This window comes from Novosphingobium sp. ZN18A2 (assembly GCF_036784765.1).
Taxonomy (GTDB): Bacteria; Pseudomonadota; Alphaproteobacteria; order Sphingomonadales; family Sphingomonadaceae; genus Novosphingobium.
Genome location: NZ_CP136651.1, coordinates 1,052,000 through 1,072,045 on the forward strand (window position 1 = coordinate 1,052,000; position 20,046 = coordinate 1,072,045).

32 protein-coding genes are annotated in these 20,046 nt (G+C 65.4%); 24 read left to right on the forward strand and 8 right to left on the reverse strand.

Annotated features, from left to right (window positions below; genetic code table 11):
- Positions 1-54: 54 nt before the first annotated feature.
- Positions 55-1,131 carry a phage shock protein operon transcriptional activator gene (gene pspF, locus RXV95_RS05195; RefSeq protein ID WP_338467955.1) on the reverse strand — a complete coding sequence of 359 codons (1,077 nt, stop codon included), beginning with the start codon at positions 1,129-1,131 and terminating at the stop codon, positions 55-57.
- A gap of 182 nt (positions 1,132-1,313) precedes the next feature.
- Between pspF and RXV95_RS05200 the strand changes: the two genes are divergently transcribed.
- The 15 genes from RXV95_RS05200 (at position 1,314) to RXV95_RS05270 (ending at position 8,112) form a co-directional block, all read left to right on the forward strand.
- Positions 1,314-1,481, forward strand: a complete 168-nt coding sequence (locus tag RXV95_RS05200; RefSeq protein ID WP_338467956.1) for a hypothetical protein — start codon at positions 1,314-1,316, stop codon at positions 1,479-1,481.
- 104 nt (positions 1,482-1,585) lie between these two features.
- Entirely contained in the window at positions 1,586-2,338 is a 753-nt protein-coding gene (gene pspA / locus RXV95_RS05205) for a phage shock protein PspA (protein ID WP_338468503.1), read from the forward strand.
- A gap of 3 nt (positions 2,339-2,341) precedes the next feature.
- Complete coding sequence (pspB, locus tag RXV95_RS05210; protein WP_338467957.1) at positions 2,342-2,650, forward strand: envelope stress response membrane protein PspB; 309 nt, start codon at positions 2,342-2,344, stop codon at positions 2,648-2,650.
- Entirely contained in the window at positions 2,647-3,027 is a 381-nt protein-coding gene (pspC, locus tag RXV95_RS05215) for an envelope stress response membrane protein PspC (RefSeq protein WP_338467958.1), read from the forward strand. Before pspB ends, pspC begins: the two co-directional genes overlap by 4 nt.
- 39 nt (positions 3,028-3,066) lie before the next feature.
- The gene (locus tag RXV95_RS05220; RefSeq protein ID WP_338467959.1) at positions 3,067-3,384 is read left to right on the forward strand and encodes a hypothetical protein; all 318 of its coding nucleotides are present in this window, start codon (positions 3,067-3,069) and stop codon (positions 3,382-3,384) included.
- Positions 3,381-3,731, forward strand: a complete 351-nt coding sequence (locus RXV95_RS05225) for a hypothetical protein (RefSeq protein WP_338467960.1) — start codon at positions 3,381-3,383, stop codon at positions 3,729-3,731. The genes RXV95_RS05220 and RXV95_RS05225 overlap by 4 nt, the downstream gene beginning before the upstream one ends.
- Positions 3,728-4,015, forward strand: coding sequence for a hypothetical protein (locus RXV95_RS05230; protein WP_338467961.1), 288 nt, complete (start codon positions 3,728-3,730; stop codon positions 4,013-4,015). Before RXV95_RS05225 ends, RXV95_RS05230 begins: the two co-directional genes overlap by 4 nt.
- 28 nt (positions 4,016-4,043) lie before the next feature.
- Positions 4,044-4,298 carry a hypothetical protein gene (locus tag RXV95_RS05235; protein ID WP_338467962.1) on the forward strand — a complete coding sequence of 85 codons (255 nt, stop codon included), beginning with the start codon at positions 4,044-4,046 and terminating at the stop codon, positions 4,296-4,298.
- 29 nt (positions 4,299-4,327) lie between these two features.
- The gene (locus RXV95_RS05240; RefSeq protein WP_338467963.1) at positions 4,328-4,561 is read left to right on the forward strand and encodes a hypothetical protein; all 234 of its coding nucleotides are present in this window, start codon (positions 4,328-4,330) and stop codon (positions 4,559-4,561) included.
- Positions 4,558-4,749 carry a hypothetical protein gene (locus tag RXV95_RS05245; protein ID WP_338467964.1) on the forward strand — a complete coding sequence of 64 codons (192 nt, stop codon included), beginning with the start codon at positions 4,558-4,560 and terminating at the stop codon, positions 4,747-4,749. Before RXV95_RS05240 ends, RXV95_RS05245 begins: the two co-directional genes overlap by 4 nt.
- A gap of 97 nt (positions 4,750-4,846) precedes the next feature.
- Complete coding sequence (locus RXV95_RS05250) at positions 4,847-5,263, forward strand: SufE family protein (RefSeq protein ID WP_338467965.1); 417 nt, start codon at positions 4,847-4,849, stop codon at positions 5,261-5,263.
- Between the two features lie 4 nt (positions 5,264-5,267).
- Positions 5,268-6,542 carry a DUF3422 domain-containing protein gene (locus RXV95_RS05255; RefSeq protein ID WP_338467966.1) on the forward strand — a complete coding sequence of 425 codons (1,275 nt, stop codon included), beginning with the start codon at positions 5,268-5,270 and terminating at the stop codon, positions 6,540-6,542.
- A gap of 228 nt (positions 6,543-6,770) precedes the next feature.
- Positions 6,771-7,151 carry an STAS/SEC14 domain-containing protein gene (locus RXV95_RS05260; RefSeq protein ID WP_338467967.1) on the forward strand — a complete coding sequence of 127 codons (381 nt, stop codon included), beginning with the start codon at positions 6,771-6,773 and terminating at the stop codon, positions 7,149-7,151.
- Positions 7,152-7,219: 68 nt separating this feature from the next.
- Positions 7,220-7,570 carry a YbaN family protein gene (locus RXV95_RS05265; RefSeq protein ID WP_338468504.1) on the forward strand — a complete coding sequence of 117 codons (351 nt, stop codon included), beginning with the start codon at positions 7,220-7,222 and terminating at the stop codon, positions 7,568-7,570.
- A gap of 206 nt (positions 7,571-7,776) precedes the next feature.
- On the forward strand, positions 7,777-8,112 hold the full coding sequence (locus tag RXV95_RS05270; protein ID WP_338467968.1) for a DUF202 domain-containing protein: 336 nt from the start codon (positions 7,777-7,779) through the stop codon (positions 8,110-8,112).
- A 41-nt stretch (positions 8,113-8,153) separates the two neighbouring features.
- Here RXV95_RS05270 and RXV95_RS05275 read toward each other — a convergent pair whose 3' ends face one another.
- From RXV95_RS05275 to RXV95_RS05285, 3 genes are all read right to left on the reverse strand, one after another.
- Complete coding sequence (locus RXV95_RS05275) at positions 8,154-8,555, reverse strand: hypothetical protein (protein WP_338467969.1); 402 nt, start codon at positions 8,553-8,555, stop codon at positions 8,154-8,156.
- Between the two features lie 234 nt (positions 8,556-8,789).
- Complete coding sequence (locus RXV95_RS05280; RefSeq protein WP_338467970.1) at positions 8,790-8,882, reverse strand: hypothetical protein; 93 nt, start codon at positions 8,880-8,882, stop codon at positions 8,790-8,792.
- Between the two features lie 180 nt (positions 8,883-9,062).
- A complete protein-coding gene (locus tag RXV95_RS05285; protein ID WP_338467971.1) occupies positions 9,063-9,617 on the reverse strand; it encodes a sterol desaturase family protein in 555 nt (184 codons plus the stop codon).
- A 177-nt stretch (positions 9,618-9,794) separates the two neighbouring features.
- On the opposite strand from RXV95_RS05285, the gene RXV95_RS05290 reads away from it, so the two are divergent.
- From RXV95_RS05290 to RXV95_RS05325, 8 genes are all read left to right on the forward strand, one after another.
- Positions 9,795-10,193 carry a hypothetical protein gene (locus RXV95_RS05290; RefSeq protein WP_338467972.1) on the forward strand — a complete coding sequence of 133 codons (399 nt, stop codon included), beginning with the start codon at positions 9,795-9,797 and terminating at the stop codon, positions 10,191-10,193.
- Between the two features lie 111 nt (positions 10,194-10,304).
- Positions 10,305-11,756: a 3-isopropylmalate dehydratase large subunit gene (gene leuC, locus RXV95_RS05295; protein WP_338467973.1), complete on the forward strand. Its 1,452-nt coding sequence runs from the start codon at positions 10,305-10,307 to the stop codon at positions 11,754-11,756.
- Positions 11,753-12,247 (forward strand): DNA-deoxyinosine glycosylase, encoded by a 495-nt coding sequence (locus tag RXV95_RS05300; RefSeq protein WP_338468505.1) that lies wholly within the window; start codon positions 11,753-11,755, stop codon positions 12,245-12,247. Before leuC ends, RXV95_RS05300 begins: the two co-directional genes overlap by 4 nt.
- A 62-nt stretch (positions 12,248-12,309) precedes the next feature.
- A complete protein-coding gene (locus tag RXV95_RS05305; protein WP_338467974.1) occupies positions 12,310-12,483 on the forward strand; it encodes a hypothetical protein in 174 nt (57 codons plus the stop codon).
- 80 nt (positions 12,484-12,563) lie between these two features.
- On the forward strand, positions 12,564-13,166 hold the full coding sequence (gene leuD, locus RXV95_RS05310; protein ID WP_338467975.1) for a 3-isopropylmalate dehydratase small subunit: 603 nt from the start codon (positions 12,564-12,566) through the stop codon (positions 13,164-13,166).
- A gap of 90 nt (positions 13,167-13,256) precedes the next feature.
- Positions 13,257-14,255 carry an NADPH:quinone oxidoreductase family protein gene (locus RXV95_RS05315; RefSeq protein WP_338467976.1) on the forward strand — a complete coding sequence of 333 codons (999 nt, stop codon included), beginning with the start codon at positions 13,257-13,259 and terminating at the stop codon, positions 14,253-14,255.
- Positions 14,256-14,437: 182 nt separating this feature from the next.
- Positions 14,438-15,133, forward strand: coding sequence for a hypothetical protein (locus RXV95_RS05320; RefSeq protein WP_338467977.1), 696 nt, complete (start codon positions 14,438-14,440; stop codon positions 15,131-15,133).
- 50 nt (positions 15,134-15,183) lie between these two features.
- Positions 15,184-15,576 carry a hypothetical protein gene (locus RXV95_RS05325; RefSeq protein WP_338467978.1) on the forward strand — a complete coding sequence of 131 codons (393 nt, stop codon included), beginning with the start codon at positions 15,184-15,186 and terminating at the stop codon, positions 15,574-15,576.
- Between the two features lie 15 nt (positions 15,577-15,591).
- Here the strand turns inward: RXV95_RS05325 and RXV95_RS05330 are convergent, their stop codons facing one another.
- From RXV95_RS05330 to RXV95_RS05340, 3 genes are all read right to left on the reverse strand, one after another.
- Complete coding sequence (locus RXV95_RS05330) at positions 15,592-16,212, reverse strand: trimeric intracellular cation channel family protein (protein ID WP_338468506.1); 621 nt, start codon at positions 16,210-16,212, stop codon at positions 15,592-15,594.
- A 16-nt stretch (positions 16,213-16,228) separates the two neighbouring features.
- On the reverse strand, positions 16,229-17,560 hold the full coding sequence (locus RXV95_RS05335) for an amidase family protein (protein ID WP_338467979.1): 1,332 nt from the start codon (positions 17,558-17,560) through the stop codon (positions 16,229-16,231).
- Between the two features lie 78 nt (positions 17,561-17,638).
- A complete protein-coding gene (locus RXV95_RS05340) occupies positions 17,639-18,058 on the reverse strand; it encodes a VOC family protein (RefSeq protein ID WP_338467980.1) in 420 nt (139 codons plus the stop codon).
- A 121-nt stretch (positions 18,059-18,179) separates the two neighbouring features.
- On the opposite strand from RXV95_RS05340, the gene RXV95_RS05345 reads away from it, so the two are divergent.
- On the forward strand, positions 18,180-18,584 hold the full coding sequence (locus tag RXV95_RS05345) for a UrcA family protein (protein WP_338467981.1): 405 nt from the start codon (positions 18,180-18,182) through the stop codon (positions 18,582-18,584).
- A 50-nt stretch (positions 18,585-18,634) separates the two neighbouring features.
- On the opposite strand, the gene lpdA is transcribed toward RXV95_RS05345, so the two are convergent.
- Positions 18,635-20,032 (reverse strand): dihydrolipoyl dehydrogenase, encoded by a 1,398-nt coding sequence (gene lpdA, locus RXV95_RS05350; protein ID WP_338467982.1) that lies wholly within the window; start codon positions 20,030-20,032, stop codon positions 18,635-18,637.
- Positions 20,033-20,046 lie beyond the last annotated feature (14 nt).

A 20,046-nucleotide genomic window follows, 5' to 3' on the forward strand; every position in this document is an offset into this window, starting at 1 on the left:
GCGATGCGCACGGCTCCGGCCATCCTGACGGATGATCAGCCGGCAGGCGTCAATTCACCCCGTTTCGCGCCGGGGCTTCGCGCGCCCTTGCTGCTCCCGCTCGTTCAGGCCGTGCTTTTTCAGGCAGTGGCGTAGCTGGTCGTATGTAAGGCCCAGCGCCCTGGCGGTCTTGCGCTGGTTATAGCGGTGCTTGCCAAGGTGGTGTTCCAGGATCGCCCGTTCGTGGGCGTCCACCGCGCCGCGCAAGTCGCCTATCGTATCGTAATCGAACGGCAGGGCCGGTGCGGGCGCGGCCTGGCCCGCCGCTTTCGCGGTATCGTTTGCCGGATCGGGAGCGACCGGCCCGCTTTCCGGCTTCCACGGGCTGTCGAACGGATCGAACTGCACGTGGGCGATCGCGCTTGCCCAGTCGTCCCAGCGATAAACCGCGCGTTCCACCACGTTGCGCAGTTCGCGCACGTTGCCGGGCCAGGGATATTCCTCCAGCGCCTGCGCGGTGTGGTCTGCAAAGCCGGGCCAGGCTTCCCATCCCAGCTCGGCGGCCATGCGGCGGCCGAAAAAGTCGGCCAGCACCCCCACGTCGCCTTCGCGGGCGCGCAGCGGGGGCAGGGTGATGACTTCAAAGCTCAGCCGGTCGAGCAGGTCGGCGCGAAAGCGGCCTTCCTCTACCGCGCGCGGCAGGTCTTCGTTGGTCGCGCCGACGATGCGCACGTCCACCCGGCGGGGCTTAGATGCGCCGATGCGCGTCACTTCGCCATATTCGATCGCGCGCAGCAGCCGCTCTTGCGCGGCCATCGAAAGCGTGCCCAGTTCGTCAAGGAACAGGGTGCCCTTGTCGGCTTCCTCGAAGCGCCCCTCGCGCGCGCGCATCGCGCCGGTGAAGGCGCCGGCTTCGTGGCCGAACAGTTCCGCCTCTATCAGCGTTTCGGGCAGGGCGGCGCAGTTCATGATGATCAGCGGTTCGTCCCACCGCGTGGACAGGCGGTGCAGGCGTTCGGCGATCAGTTCCTTGCCTGTTCCGCGTTCTCCGATCACAAGGACGGGGCGCCGCATCGGCGCGGCGCGGCTGGTGCGTTCGACCGCATCGAGAAAAGGGCCCGACTGGCCTACGAACTGCGTGTTGCGTTCCATTGCCGATCCATAGCAAATTTTCCCAATATTGCGAGAAAATTCCCAAGTCGTTCGTCGAATTGCCCTGCCAGAACCGCGTAATCCGGCGATTTTCGCAGTTTGGCACACCCCTTGCTAAATCATGAACAAACACTGGAACACGCCCTGCGGGGCAGCAAATTCGAACGACGGAGACCCCCATCATGTACACCACCGGTTTCTTCTCGACCACCCTGGGCCGCGCGGCCCTGGCCAGCATCCTGGCGATGGTCGCGATGAACTGCGTCGCGCTGTCGAGCCAGTTGCGCGCCGAACCCGCCGCGTTCGCGTCGGGCACGACGGGCGTGACGATCAGCGGCGAGTTGGCGTGAGCGAGGAACGCACACCCATAGGGCCGGGGCGCGCCAGCCCCCCGACCGGCGACGAAGCCCCCCGTCGCCGCGCCCCGGCCCGACCTTCCCGTTTCGACGAGGAGCTGGAAGCGCTGCGCACAGGCCAGCGCGATTCCCGTCCCACTTTCACCACCGGAGTATCTTTCATGGGCATATTCTCGCGGACGCGCGACATCATTGCCGCCAACTTCAACGACCTTCTCGACAAGGCCGACGACCCGGCCAAGATGATCCGCATGATCATCCTCGAAATGGAGGAAACGCTGGTCGAAGTCCGCGCCAGCGCGGCGCGCACCATTGCCGACCAGAAAGAGATGCACCGCCACACGGTGAAGCTCGACAAGCTTCAGGCCGACTGGGCGGACAAGGCGCAGCTCGCGCTGTCGAAGGGCCGCGAAGACCTGGCTCGTGCGGCGCTGGTCGAAAAGAAGAAGGCCGCCGACATGGCAGACCAGCTGAAGGCCGAGATCGTGGTGCTCGACGATGCGCTGCGCGCCTATGAGCAGGACATCGAAAAGCTGCAGAACCGCCTGCGCGAAGCGCGCAGCCGCCAGACGGCCATCGCCGCGCGGCTGGAAAGCGCGGAAAACCGGGTGAAGCTGCGTACGCTGCTTTCGACCGAGCGCGTGGACGACGCGATGGCGCGCTTCGACCAGCTGGAACGCCGCGTGGACTATGCCGAAGGCCGCGCTGACGCGCTGAGCCTGGCCGACAGCAACCAGACACCGTCGCTCGCCGACGAGATCTCGGCCCTCGAAGGGGCGGACAAGATCGACGAGGAACTGGAAGAAATGAAGCGCGCGCTCGGCCAGGGCGGCGAGACGAAGGAGGACTGATCCGTGCTTGACGACCTTATCCCCGTGTTGGCGATCGTCACGCTCTTCATCGGTCTGCCGTGGCTGATCTTCCACTATATTACCAAGTGGAAAACCGCCGCCACGCTGACCACCGGCGATGAAGCGCTGCTGGAAGAGCTCTACCAGCTTGCCCGCCGCCTGTCGGACCGGATGGAAACGGTCGAGCGGCTGGTTGCCGCCGACAACCCCGAATTCAAACCCTCTCGCCTGACGCAGATCCAGGAGATGGATGAACAGCCCCTGCGCGAGCTGGACCGCTTGCTCGCCGAAAAGGAAAGGACGCCCAAGTGAACAGCCCCCGCACCCGCTTCTACCGCGACAAGCTTCACGGCAAGATCATGGGCGTGTGTTCCGGCATCGCCGACTACACCGGCGTCGATGTCCTGTGGATACGGCTTGGCGCGGTGCTGCTGACGATCAGCGGCCTGGCCGGGATCACCATCCCCGCCTACATCATCATCGGCCTGTTCGCGGCCAATAAGCCCGAACATCTTTACGGCAGCCAGGAAGAACAGAAATTCTGGCAGGGCGTGCGCCAGTCGCCGGCCCGCACCGCCCGTGAGGTTCGCGCGCAGTTCCGCGATATCGACCGCCGCCTGGCCGATGTGGAGCACTATTACGTTTCATCCAACCCGCGCCTGTCCGCAGAGATCGAACGGCTGCGCTGATACCCCGTGCCGGGGGATGTTTGAGGGGAGTTTTCTGACATGGACGCCGGAGTTATTGGCGCGCTGATCCCGATCTTCGCGCTCTCCATCCCGATTGTCGCGATCATCGCGCGGCACCGCACCAAGATCATGCAGATGCAGATCGAGGCTGCCGCGAACCAGACCGCCGAAAAGGCCGCGCAATACGCCTCGCACACGCAGGAGCTGGAAGAGCGGGTGCGCGTCCTGGAACGCATCGTCACCGACAAGGGCTATGACGTCGGCACCCAGATAGACGCGCTGCGCGACGCCCGCGAGATCGACCGCCAGATAGAAGCCCTGAAGGGCGACCCCGCGAAAGAGGAGCGCGCGCAATGAGCCCCGCAGCCATCCCGATCCTGAACACGGTCCTGCCCTTTGCCGCGATCGTGAGTGTTGCCGGCGTGGGCGGGTGGGTCGTCACCACCTGGATGCGCATCAAGAACGGCTATCCGCTCGACGGTGCATGGGGACAGGCGGTCTATCCGAAGACAGACCGCGAATCGGTAGAGCGCGTAAAGCTGCTTACGCAGGAAAACGCGCAGCTCCGCGCCGAACTGGGGTCGGTGAAAGACCGGCTCGCCAATGTCGAGCGCATCGTCACGGACGGCGGCTATCATCTCGACCGCCAGATCGAGGCGCTTCGCGGCGAAAGCGACCCCGCGGACAAGGAAACGCAGCAATGAGCGCGGCGGACACAATGGCGCTGCTCGGCATGGTCGTGCTCGTCATCGTGCTGATCGGCGTGGCCGGCGACGTTTACAAGCGCCGCCTGGCCTTCAAGGAGCGCGAGCTTGAACTGATGAGCAAGAGCAGCGCCCAGGAAGCCGCGCAGTTCGCCGCGCAGGCCGAACGCCTGGAACAAAGGGTGCGCGTGCTTGAACGCATCGCCACCGATGCCGATGCGGGCAAGGCGGGGGCGGACATCGCGGCGCAGATCGAAGGTCTGCGCGATCCTGCCGTCAACTGAACCGAATTTCGCCAAGGAGTAACGTGTCGTGAGTTTCTGGAGCGCCATTGTCCTGATCGTCGCCATTGTCGCGTTCGCGAAGATGCGAGGCGCGCGGTTCGGGGTGCACGTGCACGACCGCGAGCAATCCCGCCCGCCGCAGGTCGACGAAAGCTATACGCGAGAGCTTGAACGCGAAGTCGCCGACTTGCGCGAACGCGTGAAGGTTCTGGAACGCATCGCCACGGACGGGCGCGACACGAAGCGCCTTGCCAGCGAAATCGAATCGCTGCGCGACAGCTGAACCGCACTGGATACCGGGAGAACGCCATCATGGCCGCCGAACCTGTAATCATCGCAGCCGCCGCCCTTGCCGGGCTGCTGATCGCCGCCGCCGCTTTCCTGAAGGCGTGGACGGGCTGGCTCCAGCTGAAGGCGCGCGAGCTTGACCTGCATCGCCCCCATGCAGAAGGCGGTGCGCCCGCCGGCATGGCGCGGATCGAGATCGCGGACCTGAAAGAGCGCATCCGCAAGCTGGAAGCCATCGCATCGGGAGTGGACCTGTGAACACCGTGATCGTGCAAAGAAGCGCGGGCGGCGCGGCCAAGGCCGGAATCGGCTTCGGCAGCGCGCTGGCCATCGCGATTTCGTGGAGCGTCAACCACTCGGTGATCTGGGCGATCATCCAGGGCCTGCTCTCCTGGTTCTACGTAATCTATTACGTGTTCACCCGGCCCGGCGGCGTCTGGGGCTGATTGCGCGGCGGCATCGTTTCCGGCAAGGCCGCTGTTGGACGAAGGTGCACATGGCCCCGGCTTCCGCTGAACTGGCGTTTGGGTTAGAGCGCGGACCATGCGCAGCCTTGACGATATCCGCGAAGAATACGAATTCCTTGACGGCGACGACCGCTATCGCCTGCTGATAGAGCTTGGGCGGGAGCTTGAGCCAATGCCCGATCCGCTGAAGACGGACGCCACGCTGGTACGTGGCTGTTCGGCCAGCGTCTGGGTCTATCCGGTGGGTGAAGACGGCGGGAAGCTGCACTTCCTGGCCGACAGCAACGCGGCGATCACCAAGGGTATCGTCGCGCTGGTGCTGTCCGCCGTGCAGGACCGGCCGGCGCAAGAGGTTGCCGCGATGGACGTGGCCGCCGCGCTGGACCCATTCGACCTGAAAAACCAGCTTTCCTCCAACCGCACGCAGGGCGTTCCGAACATGATCGCGCTGGTAAAGCAGCACGCGGCGCGCCTCGCCGCCGGTGCCGATTAGGCCGGTGACCTTCCGCGAGCATCCGCTGCGGCGACAGGTCGTTGGCGAAATGCATTTGCGCCGCTGGCCGCCGCTCGGCGTGCCGGGCACGATCTTGCAATGGGTGCGGACGGTGGCGGAGGACGAGCGCGCCGCCGAAGCCGCGCTGATAGAGCGGGGCGCCACGCTGCTTCCGGGCGATAATCCGCGCCACAAGGCGGGCACGCTGGCGGACGGCATATCGTTCGTGTGGGAAGGGCACAGCGAAGGCAGCAGCCTTGCGATCTTCGTCAGCCGCGCGGACACCGCGTGCTTCCATTCGCCGGAACAATGCGCGGACCTGGCCCCGCTGATCGCCTGGGCCGAGGCCATGCCGGGCGAAGTGATCCGCGCAACCCGCATCCACCTGGCGGCGGACGAGGCTTGCGCGCAGGCGGTGGTGGACGCGACCGGATTCGATCCGCTGGAAATGGTTTCCTGCCACGTCGGCGCGGGATCGCGGCTGTGGTCCGATTTCCGCGTCCAGCCCGATGGCTATGGCCGGCTGGTAATCGCCGCCAACGGGGCCGAGCCGCACGATTTTTCCCGCCTGGTGAAGCGGGTGCAGGAACTGGGAAACTATCGCAACATGGCGCTGATCGGGTTGCCGCCCGCGCGCGCGGCGTGGCCAACGCTGAATGCGGTGGAAGCGCAGCTGCGCGAACTGGGCGCGCAAGTGTCCGACCCGGCGGTTACGGACGACCGGCTGCTGGCCGATTTATCCGACCTGTCGCTGGAACTGGTGTCGGTCGCCACATCGGTCAATTACCGGATGAGCGCGACCGCCGCCTATGCGCGGCTGGTGGAAGAGCGGCTGGACGAACTGGACGTGAAGCCCATCGCCGGATTCCAGTCGCTTTCGGAGTTCAACCGGCGCCGCTTCCTGCCCGCCGTGCGCACCTGCGCGGCGCTGACCGATCGCGAACGGCAGCTTTCGCTGCGCGCGCAGCAGCTTTCCTCCCTGCTTCGCGTGCGGATCGAGACGCGGATCGAAAACCAGAACGCGCAGTTGCTGGGATCGATGGAACGCTCTGTCGGGATGCAGTTGCGCCTGCAGGAACTGGTAGAGGGCCTGTCGGTCGTCGCGCTCAGCTATTACGCGATCAGCCTTGTCCACTATGTGCTGAAGGGGCTTGAGACGCGCTGGCATTTCGATGAGGCGGTGGTGATCGCGGTGCTGATCCCGATCACGGTGCTGGCGGTGTGGGCGCTGGTCCATCGCCTGAAGCATCGCCTGCTGGGCGGAAGTGACGGGCACTAGTGGATTGATTTTGACATTTGCTTCCCCCCAGCCGGATAGCGAGGTTGCAAATGTCAAAATCGAAAAATACACTAGAATCATAATATTGCTAGTGGTCCGAAAAGATTCTGACATTTGTCGCTACCCAGCCGGCAGGGATGCAAATGTCAGAATCGGACCACTAGATCCTGACGCCGGGAATTGCGCCCGGTCGAGTCGGAAGCCTATGCTGCGCGAACCAGCGGACAAGTGGAGGACGACGACATGATCGAGGTGCTTTCCGGTTTTCCCGAGGACGTCGCCGCATTCGCCTGTCACGGCAAGGTGACGCGCGAGGAATACGAATCCGTGCTGATCCCCGCGCTGGAAGCCCGGTTCAGGGAACACAACCGGCTGCGGCTCTATTACGAAGTGGCCGACGATTTCGACGTGATCCAGTTCGGCGCGATGTGGGACGATTTTCTTGAGGGCATGAAGCACCTCTTGCAGTGGGACCGCATCGCCGTGGTCACCGATGTGCAGTGGATACACATGACGATCCGCGGCTTCGGCTTCTTCGTGCCCGCGCCGCTGCGGGTGTTCCCGCTTTCGGAAAAGGACGAGGCGCGAAGCTGGATCACCGCCGCTTGAACGACGGAGACAGGGCCACAAACGAAAGTCCGCCGGGCCGGGACGTTCCCGAAACCCGGCGCGCACGGCTGCGCCGCCACCTGTGGATGGCGTGCGGCATCCTGTCGGTCGCGCTGGGGGCGATCGGCGCGTTCGTGCCGGTCATGCCGACCACGATCTTCCTGATAATCGCGCTGTTCTGCTTCGCCCGCAGCCATCCGGAGTGGGAGCAGCGCCTGCTGGATCACCCGCGCCACGGCCCCACCTTGCGCGCCTGGCGCGAACGCCGCGCCATTCCGCGTGCGGGCAAGGTGGGCGCGCTGGGCACGATGGCGCTGAGCGTTGCAGCGACCGGGCTTCTTGCCGGGTGGAAATGGGCGCTGATCCCGCTGGGCGTGATGGCGACGGTGGGCCTGTGGATCGCGACGCGTCCCGAATAGGGCGGCGGCGGATGTCGATGCGATTGGATCGGATGCATCGGGATTTGCGATCAAGGGCCACGGGCCGCTAAGTCTCTTTCGGCGGATATACGTCAGCCCGGCTTTGGCAAATCACGAGGATTCCGATGGCAACCCCCGGTCCGGATCGCACCCCTGAAAATGCAGGCGGGGAAGATGCTGGCAAAGCAGCCGCCGAAAACAAGCCGGTGACCGCGGCCAATCGCTTTCTCGACCATTCGGCGAATGAGCGCACGTTCCTCGGCTGGGTCAGGGTCGCACTGTCCATTCTGGCCATCGCGCTGGTTCTGGAGAAGCTGGACGTGCAGAAAGAATCCAGCAAGGCCGATATCCGCCTGTTGGGCGCGACGGCGGTCGTGGGTGTGCTGGTCCTGCTGGGCGCGACGCTGAAATACCTGCGTATCCGCGCGCGGATTATCGCGGGTGAGGAACCCGATCATGGCATCCCGCTGCTCGATATCGCGCTCGCCTTCGCAATCGTCGTGATGTTCGCGGCGCTGCTGGCGACGCATTTTGTGGCGTGATGGAACAGCGGCGCGGTAATCTGGTCGCGGCCCGCCACGTCCTATCGCCAGCGCAGCAGCGCGAACAACTGCCGCCGCCACGGCCACAGCAGCACCGCGTTGCACAGCACCGTCAGCGCGCCGAACACGTATTCCACCACGCCGGGATCGAGCACGAAGTTCCAATAGGCGATCACCACGGTCAGCGGCGCGCAGGCCAGCGCGGCGGGCAGGACCGCACGGTTCGCCAGCACAGCCAGCGCGATCAGCACTTCCATCGCCTTGATCCAGGCGAACAGACCCGAATGGATCATCGCCAGCGTGAACTCGCGCGCCAGCGGCGTGTGCCCCAGCGGCTGAAGGTTGAAGGGCGTGAAATACTCTATGCCGGAAAACAGGAACCACCCGCCAAACACCACGCGCACCGTGGTATAGAGCCAACTGCGCCGAAACCCGCCTGCCAATCGATCCTCCGCTCTTTATCGTAACGACCGTTATAGTCACCGGGACGTGCTGGCAAGGGCCGGGCCTCTTTCAAACCCGAGTAGCAACGTCAGGGCCAAAGTTGGCGGGGTCGGGCCGCGACCCCTTCGCCCGTCATCCCAGCGAAAGCTGGGATCGCTCCCGTCAAGGCGATATGTTCGAAAACGTCGCTCCACCCTGGATTGGCATTCTCGATCAATTCAATCTCGATCAGTTCAATTTTCCACGCCCATGCGATGTTGCATGACACGAGCGGACAAATCGGAAGTAACCCCGATATACGGAACGCCATCGCGCTTTTTGGTCATGATATAGACCCAGCCGCCCACAGCAGTTTGCCAGCACGGAGCCGACAACGATCCCAGCTTTCGCTGGGATGACGGGTGCGGGAAGGGAAACGTCCGCTAAGGGGGGCGGTCAGGCAGCTTTGTTGCCGAGAAGCGTAGATAGCGGACGTTGAGCCATCCGATCAAATTTGCCCACGCCGCCTAGTCTTCTGACAGCGAAGTCACGTATCCGCGCGCATCGTCGCTGCCGGGCGTTCGGACTTCGGCGAGTCCCGCTTTGCGCTGGGCTTTCAACTCTGCCTTCAGCCTCGCCGGATCGCGTGCGAAGACGAAGCCGAAGCTGACGCCGCCGTGCTTGCCGATCGTCGCGTGGTGCAGCTTGTGCGCCTGCACCAGCCGCCGGGCATAACCGCGCCTCGGCACCCACCGGAACCAGCGCTGGTGGACCAGCCCATCGTGCACCAGCGTATAGATCACGCCATAGAACAGCACGCCCAGCCCGATCCACGTGCCCGGCGCCCACGCGCTATTGCCCATGATGAGCGGGCTGCCGATGGCGAAGAAGGTGATGCTGATCGCTGCGCCGACGAGGGCGTAGAGGTCATTCTTCTCGAAGAATCCGTCGTGTGGTTCGTGGTGATCGCGGTGCCAGCCCCACCCGAAGCCGTGCATCACGTATTTGTGGCTGACCCACGCGACGCACTCCATGGCGATCACGGACGCAACAACGATCAGGGCGGCAACAAGCGGCGGCATGACTGCCTTATAGCGCCGCCCGCGCGCGGCGACACCACCTAACCGGCCTGCCAGGGCGCGACATTTTCTTACAAAGCTACACGATCCTGCGACCGGTCATTTTACGGGCGTTCATGTTTACGGCGATATTTCTGAATGCACGGAACGACCCCGTGGATTGAAGAAGGAAGCAGAACCATGCGCAACGTGATGAAGATCGCCGCCCCCGCCCTGATCGCCGCGATGGGCCTTGGCGCCGCCATGCCCGCCCAGGCGGCCACGCCCTATCACCGGGTGGACGGCTATCACCGGGCGGACAACGCCAACTGGCGCGAAGCCCGCCAGATATCCAACCGGATCGACCAGCTTCAGCGGCTGGTCAACCGCGCGGACCGGCGTGACGGTATCTCGCGGCGCGAAGCGCGCGGCCTTCGGCAGGATGTCAATCAACTGCGCCGCACCTATAACGCCTATAGCCGCAACGGGCTGAGCCACCGCGAAGCGCGACTGCTCGATCGCCGGATAGACCGCGTGAAGGCGCGCCTCCAGATCGAACGGCACGATCGCAACGGCCGTGACAATTTCCGCCGCCGGTAAGGCGCGAAGAATGCGGTAATTGCCGCAACGGGTAACAAAATTGCCCGAATGATAGTGAAGGCGCGCTCTTTCCTGCTTGAATTGCGGGGAGGGCGCGCCTAACCGCGCCATATGCCGAAAAATCCCCAAGCCCCGCGCACGCTGTACGAAAAGATCTGGGACGCCCACGAGGTTGAACGCCGCGACGACGGCACCTCGCTGATCTATATCGATCGCCACCTGGTCCATGAAGTGACCAGCCCGCAGGCGTTCGAGGCGCTGCGCGCATCGGGCCGCAAGGTGCGCCGCCCGGACCTGACGCTGGCGGTGCCCGATCACAACCTGCCCACCACCGCGCGGCTCGATGCCGAAGGCAAGCGCCTGCCCATCGCCGATCCGCAAAGCGCGGCCCAGCTTGCCGCGCTGGAAAGGAACGCGCCCGAAGCGGGCATCCGCTATATCGGGCCGACCGACCTTGAACAGGGCATCGTCCACGTCGTCGGGCCGGAGCAGGGGTTTTCGCTGCCGGGCGCGACCATCGTCTGCGGTGACAGCCACACCGCCTGCCACGGCGGCATCGGCGCGCTGGCTTTCGGTATCGGCACCAGCGAGGTCGAACACGTGCTGGCCACGCAGACGTTGCAACTGAAGCGTTCGAAGACGATGGAAGTACGCGTCGACGGAGAGCTTGGTCCCGGTGTGACCGCCAAGGACGTTGTCCTGCACATCACCGGTGTGCTGGGCGCGGCGGGCGGCACCGGCCACGTGATCGAATATACCGGCTCCGCCATTCGCGGCCTTTCCATCGAGGGGCGGCTGACCGTTTCCAACATGGCGATCGAACACGGCGCGCGCGCCGGGCTGATCGCGCCCGATGAAAAGACCTTCGAATACGTGAAGGGCCGCCATTTCGCGCCCAGGGGGGGCGATTGGGACGCGGCCGTGGAATGGTGGAAGAGCCTCGCCACCGATCCGGGCGCGCAATACGACCGGCAGGTGCTGATAGACGCGGCGCAGATCGCGCCCAGCGTCACCTGGGGCACCAGCCCGGAAGACGTTGTGCCGATCACGGGCAGCGTGCCCGATCCCGCCAGCTTCCCCGATCCTTCAAAGCAGGACGCGGCGCGCAAGTCGCTGGATTACATGGGGCTTGAACCCGGCCAGCGCATGACCGACGTGGCCGTGCAGAACGTGTTCATCGGATCGTGCACCAACAGCCGCATCGAAGACCTGCGCGCCGCCGCCGCCGTGCTGAAAGGCAGGCACAAGGCGGAAGGCGTGAAATGGGCCATCGTGGTGCCCGGATCGGGGCTTGTGAAGAAGCAGGCCGAGGAAGAAGGGCTTGACCGCATCTTCATGGACGCGGGCCTTGAATGGCGAGAGCCGGGCTGCTCGGCCTGTCTGGGCATGAACCCCGACAAGGTGCCAGCGGGCGAGCGCTGCGCATCGACCAGCAACCGCAATTTCGTGGGCCGGCAGGGGCCGGGTGCGCGCACGCACCTTGTCAGCCCAGCGATGGCGGCCGCCGCGGCGGTTACCGGCCGGTTGGCCGACGTGCGCGAACTGGCGGAAGCACAGGCCTGACCCGCAAGGCCTCATTCGGTCCGCACGTATCGCCGCGCACGCGCGTTCTGGTGCTCGGCAGCCTTCCGGGCGAGGCGTCGCTGCGCCAGCAGCGTTACTATGCGCATCCGTCCAACCGTTTCTGGCACCTTGCCGGTGCGGTGATCGGGGTGGACCTGCCCGCGCTCGGTTACGAAGCGCGGCTTCGCGCGCTGGACGACGCGGGGATCGGGCTGTGGGACACCATCGCCAGCGCGCGGCGCGAAGGCAGCCTGGATACCGCGCTGCGCGAGATCGAGGCGCGGCCGCTGGCCGACTTCGTGGCCGCGCTGCCCCAATTGCGCGCGGTGGCTTTCAACGGCGCGGCCTCGGCCAGCATCGGGCGGCGACAACTGGGCGAACCGGACGGGCTGACACTGGTTGACCTGCCGTCCAGCAGCGCCGCCAACGCCGCCATGCCGCTGGCGGAAAAGCAGGCGCGCTGGGATATCCTGCGGAAATTCCTCGATTGAACCTTGCAAAGCCGCCCGGCCCAAACCCATATCGAAGGAAGTGGAATTGCAGGGAGCATGGCGTGAGCGACACTGACGAAAAGGGCGGCTGGACCGAAAAGGCGGCTCTTGCAGGGGCGGCAATCGGCTCCGCGGCGCTGGCTGCCGCGCTGCTTTATGCCTCTCGCCGCCGTGAAAAGAACACGAAGCCCACCGCGCCGCCGCCGCATCCGGAAGACGCGCCCGAAACCGATTGACGGGCGCGGCGCCGCAATCCTGTTGCGCAAAGGTGCATCTGGACTGTTGCGATCTTGCGCATCGGGCCTATAGCGGCGGCATGGAACCTGTGAGCACGATAGACGGCCGCGCGATCCCCTTCGGCCGCAAGAACATCGATACCGACATCATCATTCCCGCGCACTGGTTGAAGACCATCACGCGCGACGGCCTGGGCCAGGGCGCTTTCGAGGCGCTGCGCCAGGATCCGGACAACATTTTCGATTCCGAAACGTTCAAGGGCGCGCCGATCCTGATCGCGGGCGACAACTTCGGCTGCGGGTCCAGCCGCGAACACGCGGCCTGGGCGCTGATGGACATGGGCGTGAAGGCGGTGATCGCGCCGTCGTTTTCCGATATCTTTTCGGGCAACGCCTTCAAGAACGGCATCCTTACCGTGGTGCTGCCGCAACCGGCGATCGACCGGCTGATGGAAGTGGCGCAGACCGATCCGGTCCATATCGACCTTGAAGCGCAGAGCGTGACCACGCCGTTCCAGGACCGTTTCACCTTCGAGATCGATCCGTTCCGCAAGCACTGCCTGCTGAACGGGTTGGACGAAGTGGGCCTGACGCTTGAGCGCGGGGATGCGATTTCGGGCTATGAAGCGAAAGTGCGGGCAGAGCGGCCTTTCCTTGCGAAAGGCACGTCCGTCGCCGCATAATCCTTAACCGGGCGCTTAAATGCGCTTGGCTTTCGCGCCCGAAACTGCTTTCCCCTTGGGCTAACAAACCAGACCCATGGGAGAATCCAGATGAAAGCCCTGCGCACGCACGCCGTTGGCGGACCGGACACGCTTACGCTTGATGAAGTGGATGCACCCACGCCAGCCAAGGGACAGGTCGTGGTTCGGGTGAAGGCCTGCGCGATCAACTTTCCCGATACGCTGATCATCCGTGACATGTACCAGTTCAAGCCCGAGCGGCCTTTCGCGCCGGGGGGAGAGCTTTCGGGCGTGATCGAGGCGGTGGGCGAAGGCGTTACCGACTGGAAGGCGGGCGACCGCGTGATCGCCAGCACCGGAAACGGCGGCCTTTCCGAAATGGTCGCGGTGGACCAGGGCCGGCTCTATCCGCTGCCCGAAGGCGTGAGCTTCGAGGCCGGTGCATCGCTGCTGATGACATACGGCACCACGATCTATGCGCTGAAGGGGCGCGGCGACATCAAGCCGGGCGAGACCATGCTTGTGCTCGGCGCGGCGGGCGGCGTCGGCATATCGGCGATCGAACTGGGCAAGGCATTCGGCATGAAAGTGGTCGCCGGCGTTTCCAGCGACGACAAGGCGCAGTTCGTGCGCGATGCCGGTGCGGATGAGGTCGTGGTCTATGGTCGCGGTCCGTTCGACAAGGCGCAATCGAAGGAACTGGCGGGCAAGTTCAAGGATGCCTGCGCACCCGGCGGCGCGGACATCGTCTATGACATCGTGGGCGGCGACTATGCCGAACCGGCGCTGCGCAGTATCGCGTGGGAAGGGCGCTATCTGGTGATCGGCTTCACCGCCGGTATCCCGAAGATGCCGCTCAACCTCACGCTGCTGAAAAGCTGCGACATCCGCGGCGTGTTCTGGGGCGCCTTCGCCGCGCGCGAGCCGCAGAAGAACGCAGCCTTCATCGCCGAACTGTTCGATCTGCTGAAGGCCGGGAAGATCAATCCGCGCGTTTCCGAAACCTTCCCGCTCGAACGCGGTGCCGAAGCGATCGCCATGCTTGAGGATCGCAAGGCGCTGGGCAAGATCGTGGTGACGATGGGATGAAAACCGGGGCGGTTGCGGGATGGAACGCGCATCCTGCAACCGCCCCGCCCCCCGGTCACCCGCCGGTCTTCGTCAGCCATGCGTATTCCCGGCAGGCCGGAACGCCGGGAACCTGCCGCAATGTTCGCCGGTTCGAACAGTGGCCCGTTCGCATTCGGGCCGCTCGCCATCGGGAATGCATCATGAAGTTCCGCACCACGGCATTGGCCTTCGCCGTGCTGGCTTTTGCCTCTACTGGCGGTTGCAGGCAGGAGCAGCCGGGGGCCGCAAACGCCACGCAGTCGTCAGGCGCGCCTGCACCTGCCGAGGCGGCGGCGCGTCACGCAGCTTTTCTGGCGGCGGCCATGCCCTTCAAGGCGCTGGCAGAACAGGCCCAGACCGCGAACGACGCAACATTGAAGGCGTTGATCGGCGCGGCGCGCAAGGCGGCCGACGGCGTTTCGACGAAGCTGGATGCTTCGAAGGATGTCATTCTACGCCAGCAGCTCAAGGCGATAGACGCGGCCCGCGCCAGCGGCGAACGGACCGATCTGGCGCTGGGGGCGGCAGAGTGTTTCCGCATCCTGGCAAGCGAAGCGCCCGATAACGGGCGGGTGCCCGTGGCGGTAAACCTGCTGGATTATGCCGGGTTCCGCTATCGCGCGGCGCTTTCCGCCAGTCCCGCGCGGTGGAGCAATGCGGAAGGGGCGATACGGTTCGCCCAGCGGCAATGGGCGGGGTTGAGCGGACAGGTCGCGGACCCGGACTTGCGCAATGCGGTTATCGCATCGCTCGACGATATGCATAACGCAAGCACGTCTCACGATGCCGCCGCAGGCCGGAAGGCCGCGAATCGCGCGCTGGACCTGATCGACAGGCTTGGTGCCAACCTGCACTGATTTCCGTGATGCGAGTTGACCTGTCGGCAAGGCGCACTAGATCTTTTGCCATGCTTCGAATCCCTATCGCACTTGCCGCCCTTGCGCTGGTTGCGGGCTGTTCGAATGCCTGCACCGACACCCCCGTTTCCAGCAGTCCGTCGCCCGACGGTGCCTTCAGGGCCGTGCTGTTCCAGCGCGATTGCGGCGGCGCGAAGGCGGCCCGGTCAACGCAGGTCAGCCTTACGCAGGATGGAGACCGGCTGACCGGTGGCGGAGACGTGTTCCGCGCGCAAGACAACGACGGTGCGGCCCGCAAGGGCAGCTGGGGCGGCCCGTGGGCCGAAGTGGAATGGACCGGCCCCCGGCAACTGGTGATCCGCTATGCCGCGAAGTCCCGGATATTCGAAAAGGAACATGCGGTGCAGGGGGTTGAGATCACCTATCAGCCCGTAACGCGCTGAGGGCGGCAAAGGCCGCTATTCCTTCCCCCCGTAAGCCGGCAGCCCCAGCTTCCACCGGATCGCCGCGCCGCGCAGGGCAAAGCCCGCCGCCGCCGCGACGGTCCACGCCAGCGCCTTGGGCAGGGCAAGCGCGTTGCCCACCGCGCAAAGCGTGGCGGACAGCGCGGTGGCGGTAACGTATAGTTCCGGCCGCATCAGGATGGACGGGCGGCCCGCCAGCACGTCGCGGATGATGCCGCCCACGCAGCCTGTAATCACGCCCATCAGCACGGCGGGCACCGGGCTGATGCCGTATCCCAGCGCCTTCGCCGTTCCCAGCACGGCATAGGCGCTGATCCCCAGCGCGTCCGCCCATTCCAGCACCGGCTTTTCCCACCAGCGGCTGGGCGTCAGCCACGTGATCGTCGCCACGCCAAGGCATACCGCCGCCACCCACTTGTCGTGCACCCAGAACACCGGCGCGCCGATCAGGAGATCGCGCACGGTGCCGCCGCCCACGCCGGTGACGAGCGCGAAGAACACCATCGTCACGAACGTCTGGCGCAGCCGCGCGGCAAGCAGCGCGCCGGTCAGCGCGAAGAGCGCGACGCCCGCCAGATCGAGCGCGGCGATCACGCTGGCAATGTGCGGGGCGATTTCGTCCAAGGTGCGATCAGGCTCCCATGACGGCGCCGATGGCCCTGGCCGCCGCGATGCAATCAAGGTCTGCCCACTTTGGCCCGATCACCTGCATGCCGCAGGGCAGCCCGCCGCTTTCGCCCACCGGCACAACGGTGGAAGGCAGGTTGGGGTATGTGGCGATGCCCGCCCAGGCAAGCGCCGCGCCAGAGCTTTCTTCCTTGCCGTTGATTGTAACCGTGCCTTCGAACACGCGCCCTTCGCGTGAAGGGATGGCCAGCACCGGCGCGGGCGGGGCCAGCACGAAATCGTGGGCGAGGAACAGTTCTGCCCATTCGAATTCGCACCGCGTCTGCGCGTCCAGCATATCGAACCAGTCGCTTGCCGTGGCGCGTTTTCCGTCCGGGCCGGGCGCGCCGCGCGCCATCGCGACGTTCAGCATCTTCAGGTAATCGCGCTGCTGGCGGGCAAGGTCGGGCAGGGCGGCGCTGGTCCGCACGACCCTTGCGCCCGCCGCTTCCAGTGCGGCGGCCGCCGCGTCGATCACGCCGCGCACGGCATCGTCCACCGGGCTGCCGGGCCAATCGAGCAAGAGCAGGAACGAAAGGTCTTTCAGGTCGCGCGGGCGGGCGCGGATCGGCACGGTCGCGGTGCGTTCCACCAGCAGCGCCAGGTCGTCCGCATTGCGCGCCAGCGGCCCGGCGATAGACAGCGCGCCGTCGTGCGCGTCGATACCGGCCATGGCGGGATGATCGTGGCCGTGCTTGGGAACCAGCCCCCAGCTCGTCTTGTGTCCCCACACGCCGCAGAAATGCGCGGGCACGCGAACCGATCCGCCGATGTCCGTGCCGAATTCGCATGGCACCATCCCGCTGGCCACCGCCGCCGCCGATCCGCCGGACGATCCGCCGGGGCTGCGCGAAAGGTCATGCGGGTTGGCGGTGCGGCCATAGACCGGGTTGGTCGATTGCCAGTCTGCAAGGTCGGGCGGCACGTTGGTCTTGCCCAGGAAGATCGCGCCCGCGTGGCGCAACTGGCGGACCACGTGCGAATCGCGCTTCGCAACGTTGCCCACGTATTCCGCATGGCCCCAGCAGGTGGGCAGGCCGGCGATATCGAAACTTTCCTTGATCGTCATCGGCACGCCGAACAGCGGCTTTCCGGGGTGTGGCGCGGCGCCGTCAAGCTTGCGCGCGGTATCGCGGGCGCGGTCAAAATCGCGGACGACCACCGCGTTGATCGGGCCGTCCAGCGCCTCGATCCGCCCGATTGCGGCGTCGACGGCTTCCAGCGGCGACATTTCCTTGCGCGCAATGCGCGCGGCCATGTCTATCGCGCCCGGCTCGTCGGTAAGTTTCAGGATCATGTCGGCGCCTCTCCCTGGCCGTTGTCCGCTGCGCGCAACATGACGGCTTTGCGCGCCCGTGCAAGGGGGCGGGACGGGCTATTCGGTGGCGAAAAGCTGGCCGAGGTCGGCAAATGCCTTCATTTCTATCGCGTTGCCGCTGGGATCGCGGAAGAACATTGTCGCCTGTTCGCCCGGCTGGCCGGCAAAGCGGACGTGCGGTTCGATCGCGAAATCCACGCCCGCCGCCTTCAGCCTGTCGGCCAGTGCCTGCCAGTCGGCCATGTCCAGCACCACGCCGAAGTGCGGCACCGGCACATCGTGACCGTCGACCGGGTTCGATGCCGCATCGCCCGCGCCGGGCGCCAGGTGCACCACGATCTGGTGGCCGTAAAAATCAAAGTCCACCCAGTCGGCGGCGCTGCGTCCTTCCCCGCAGCCCATCACCCCGCCCCAGAAGGCGCGGGCCTCTGCAATGTCACGGACAGGGAAGGCGAGGTGGAAGGGGCGCATGGTCATGGCTGCTCGATACAGCGGGTGATGGATCGTGGAAACAGCAGACTGGTCGGAACAGGACGGGCGTCCCGTGCATTCCATCGTCAAGGAGTGCAGCCGAGGGAAGGACCCGAGGAGGCACACGATGCCCCGCAAGATTTTACCCGTTTCGATTGTCGCGGCCCTTGCCGCGATGGTCCCGTTCACCCCCGCCAACGCCACGCCGGCAACAACGCACGCGGCGCCCGCGCAGCCGGCGATCACCGTGCGCGCTCCGAACGCGCGCCGCACCGGCACCACCTATTCCGGCATACCGGTCTTTACCTACACCGCGTCGTCGGTGGTGCATTATGGCGACTTGAACCTGGCTTCGCTGGCGGGACGCGACGCGCTGCACAGTCGCGTCCGTGTTGCCGCGACAAGCGCGTGCGGGCGGCTGGATCACGCCTATCCGGTCCAGACCGAATATACGAGCGATTACAAGTGTATAAACCGCGCCGTGGCGGGCGCAAAGACGCAGGTGCGCGCCGCCATCGCGGCGGCGGCCTGAAATCGCACCGGCCGGCAGCGCCTCTGCGCCGCCGGCCGGATCGCGAACGATCAGATGTGGATCGGCTTGCCGGTCACGCCCATCGCCGCTTCCTTGATCGCTTCGGAATGCGTGGGGTGGGCGTGGCAGGTATAGGCGATGTCCTCGCTCGTCGCGCCGAATTCCATTGCGATGGCCGCTTCGGCGATCATCGTTCCGGCGACGGCGGCGATGCACCACACGCCCAGCACGCGGTCAGTCTTCGCATCGGCGATGACCTTTACGAAGCCGTCGGGCTCGTGGTTGGTCTTGGCGCGGCTGTTGGCGAGCATCGGGAATTTCGAGGTTTTCACCTCACCCTTTTCCTTCGCCTGTTCCTCGGTCAGGCCAACGCCCGCGATTTCGGGCCAGGTGTAGACGACTGAGGGAATCACGTCGTGGTTCACGATGCCGGTCTGCCCGGCGATGTTCTCCGCCACCGCGATGCCTTCATCCTCGGCCTTGTGCGCCAGCATGGGGCCGGGGATCACGTCGCCGATTGCCCAGACGCCGTCTACCTTGGTGGCAAAATCGTGGTCGGTTTCGATCTGTCCGCGCTGGTTGGTTTCCAGCCCGATCTTCTCAAGGCCCAGCCCGTCGGTATTGGGCTTGCGACCGATGGAAACCAGCACGCAGTCGGCTTCCAGCGTTTCCGCGTCGCCGCCCTTCGCGGGTTCAAGCGTAAGCGTGGCTTTCGCGCCCTTCACGGCAACGCCTGTAACCTTGGTGCCAAGCTTCAGCGTCATGCCCTGCTTCTTGAAGATCTTGGCCGCTTCCTTGCGCACGTCCATGTCCATGCCCGGCAGCAGCTGGTCGAGGAATTCGACCACGGTGACCTCCGCGCCCAGGCGGCGCCAGACAGAGCCGAGTTCCAGCCCGATCACGCCGCCGCCGATCACCACCATCTTTTTCGGCACCTTGGGCAGTTCCAGCGCGCCGGTGGAATCGACCACAACCTTCTGGTCTATCTCGACGCCCGGCAGCGGGGTTACGGAAGACCCGGTGGCGATCACCACGTTCTTCGCGGTGTAGCTTTTCCCCTCGACGGATACGGTATGCGCGTCTTCAAACGTGGCGCGGCCGTTCAGCCAGTCCACCTTGTTCTTCTTGAACAGGAACGCCACGCCCTTGGTCAGCCCCTCGACCGCGTCCTTGCGCTGTTCGTGCATCTTCGCAAGGTTCAGCTTCGGTGTCACGTCGATGCCCATTGCGGCCATCGCGCCGTTCTTCGCCGCGTCGAAATATTCGCTGGCGTGCAGCATCGCCTTGCTGGGGATGCAGCCCACGTTGAGGCACGTGCCGCCCAGCGTTTCGCGACTTTCGACGCAAGCGGTCCTGAGGCCCAGTTGCGCGGCGCGGATCGCGGCCACATAGCCGCCGGGTCCGGCACCGATCACGAGGACGTCATAGTCGTAGGTCTGGTCAGCCATGGCTTCGTGGGTAT

Excerpts from the sequence above, each read along its gene's own strand:
- pspF (WP_338467955.1), bottom strand. The coding sequence starts at position 1,131 with ATGGAACGCAACACGCAGTTCGTAGGCCAGTCGGGCCCTTTTCTCGAT.
- RXV95_RS05200 (WP_338467956.1), top strand. The coding sequence starts at position 1,314 with ATGTACACCACCGGTTTCTTCTCGACCACCCTGGGCCGCGCGGCCCTG.
- RXV95_RS05220 (WP_338467959.1), top strand. The coding sequence starts at position 3,067 with ATGGACGCCGGAGTTATTGGCGCGCTGATCCCGATCTTCGCGCTCTCC.
- RXV95_RS05225 (WP_338467960.1), top strand. The coding sequence starts at position 3,381 with ATGAGCCCCGCAGCCATCCCGATCCTGAACACGGTCCTGCCCTTTGCC.
- RXV95_RS05230 (WP_338467961.1), top strand. The coding sequence starts at position 3,728 with ATGAGCGCGGCGGACACAATGGCGCTGCTCGGCATGGTCGTGCTCGTC.
- RXV95_RS05240 (WP_338467963.1), top strand. The coding sequence starts at position 4,328 with ATGGCCGCCGAACCTGTAATCATCGCAGCCGCCGCCCTTGCCGGGCTG.
- RXV95_RS05250 (WP_338467965.1), top strand. The coding sequence starts at position 4,847 with ATGCGCAGCCTTGACGATATCCGCGAAGAATACGAATTCCTTGACGGC.
- RXV95_RS05280 (WP_338467970.1), bottom strand. The coding sequence starts at position 8,882 with ATGACCAAAAAGCGCGATGGCGTTCCGTATATCGGGGTTACTTCCGAT.
- RXV95_RS05285 (WP_338467971.1), bottom strand. The coding sequence starts at position 9,617 with ATGCCGCCGCTTGTTGCCGCCCTGATCGTTGTTGCGTCCGTGATCGCC.
- RXV95_RS05290 (WP_338467972.1), top strand. The coding sequence starts at position 9,795 with ATGCGCAACGTGATGAAGATCGCCGCCCCCGCCCTGATCGCCGCGATG.
- leuC (WP_338467973.1), top strand. The coding sequence starts at position 10,305 with ATGCCGAAAAATCCCCAAGCCCCGCGCACGCTGTACGAAAAGATCTGG.
- leuD (WP_338467975.1), top strand. The coding sequence starts at position 12,564 with ATGGAACCTGTGAGCACGATAGACGGCCGCGCGATCCCCTTCGGCCGC.
- RXV95_RS05315 (WP_338467976.1), top strand. The coding sequence starts at position 13,257 with ATGAAAGCCCTGCGCACGCACGCCGTTGGCGGACCGGACACGCTTACG.
- RXV95_RS05320 (WP_338467977.1), top strand. The coding sequence starts at position 14,438 with ATGAAGTTCCGCACCACGGCATTGGCCTTCGCCGTGCTGGCTTTTGCC.
- RXV95_RS05325 (WP_338467978.1), top strand. The coding sequence starts at position 15,184 with ATGCTTCGAATCCCTATCGCACTTGCCGCCCTTGCGCTGGTTGCGGGC.
- RXV95_RS05335 (WP_338467979.1), bottom strand. The coding sequence starts at position 17,560 with ATGATCCTGAAACTTACCGACGAGCCGGGCGCGATAGACATGGCCGCG.
- RXV95_RS05340 (WP_338467980.1), bottom strand. The coding sequence starts at position 18,058 with ATGACCATGCGCCCCTTCCACCTCGCCTTCCCTGTCCGTGACATTGCA.
- RXV95_RS05345 (WP_338467981.1), top strand. The coding sequence starts at position 18,180 with ATGCCCCGCAAGATTTTACCCGTTTCGATTGTCGCGGCCCTTGCCGCG.
- lpdA (WP_338467982.1), bottom strand. The coding sequence starts at position 20,032 with ATGGCTGACCAGACCTACGACTATGACGTCCTCGTGATCGGTGCCGGA.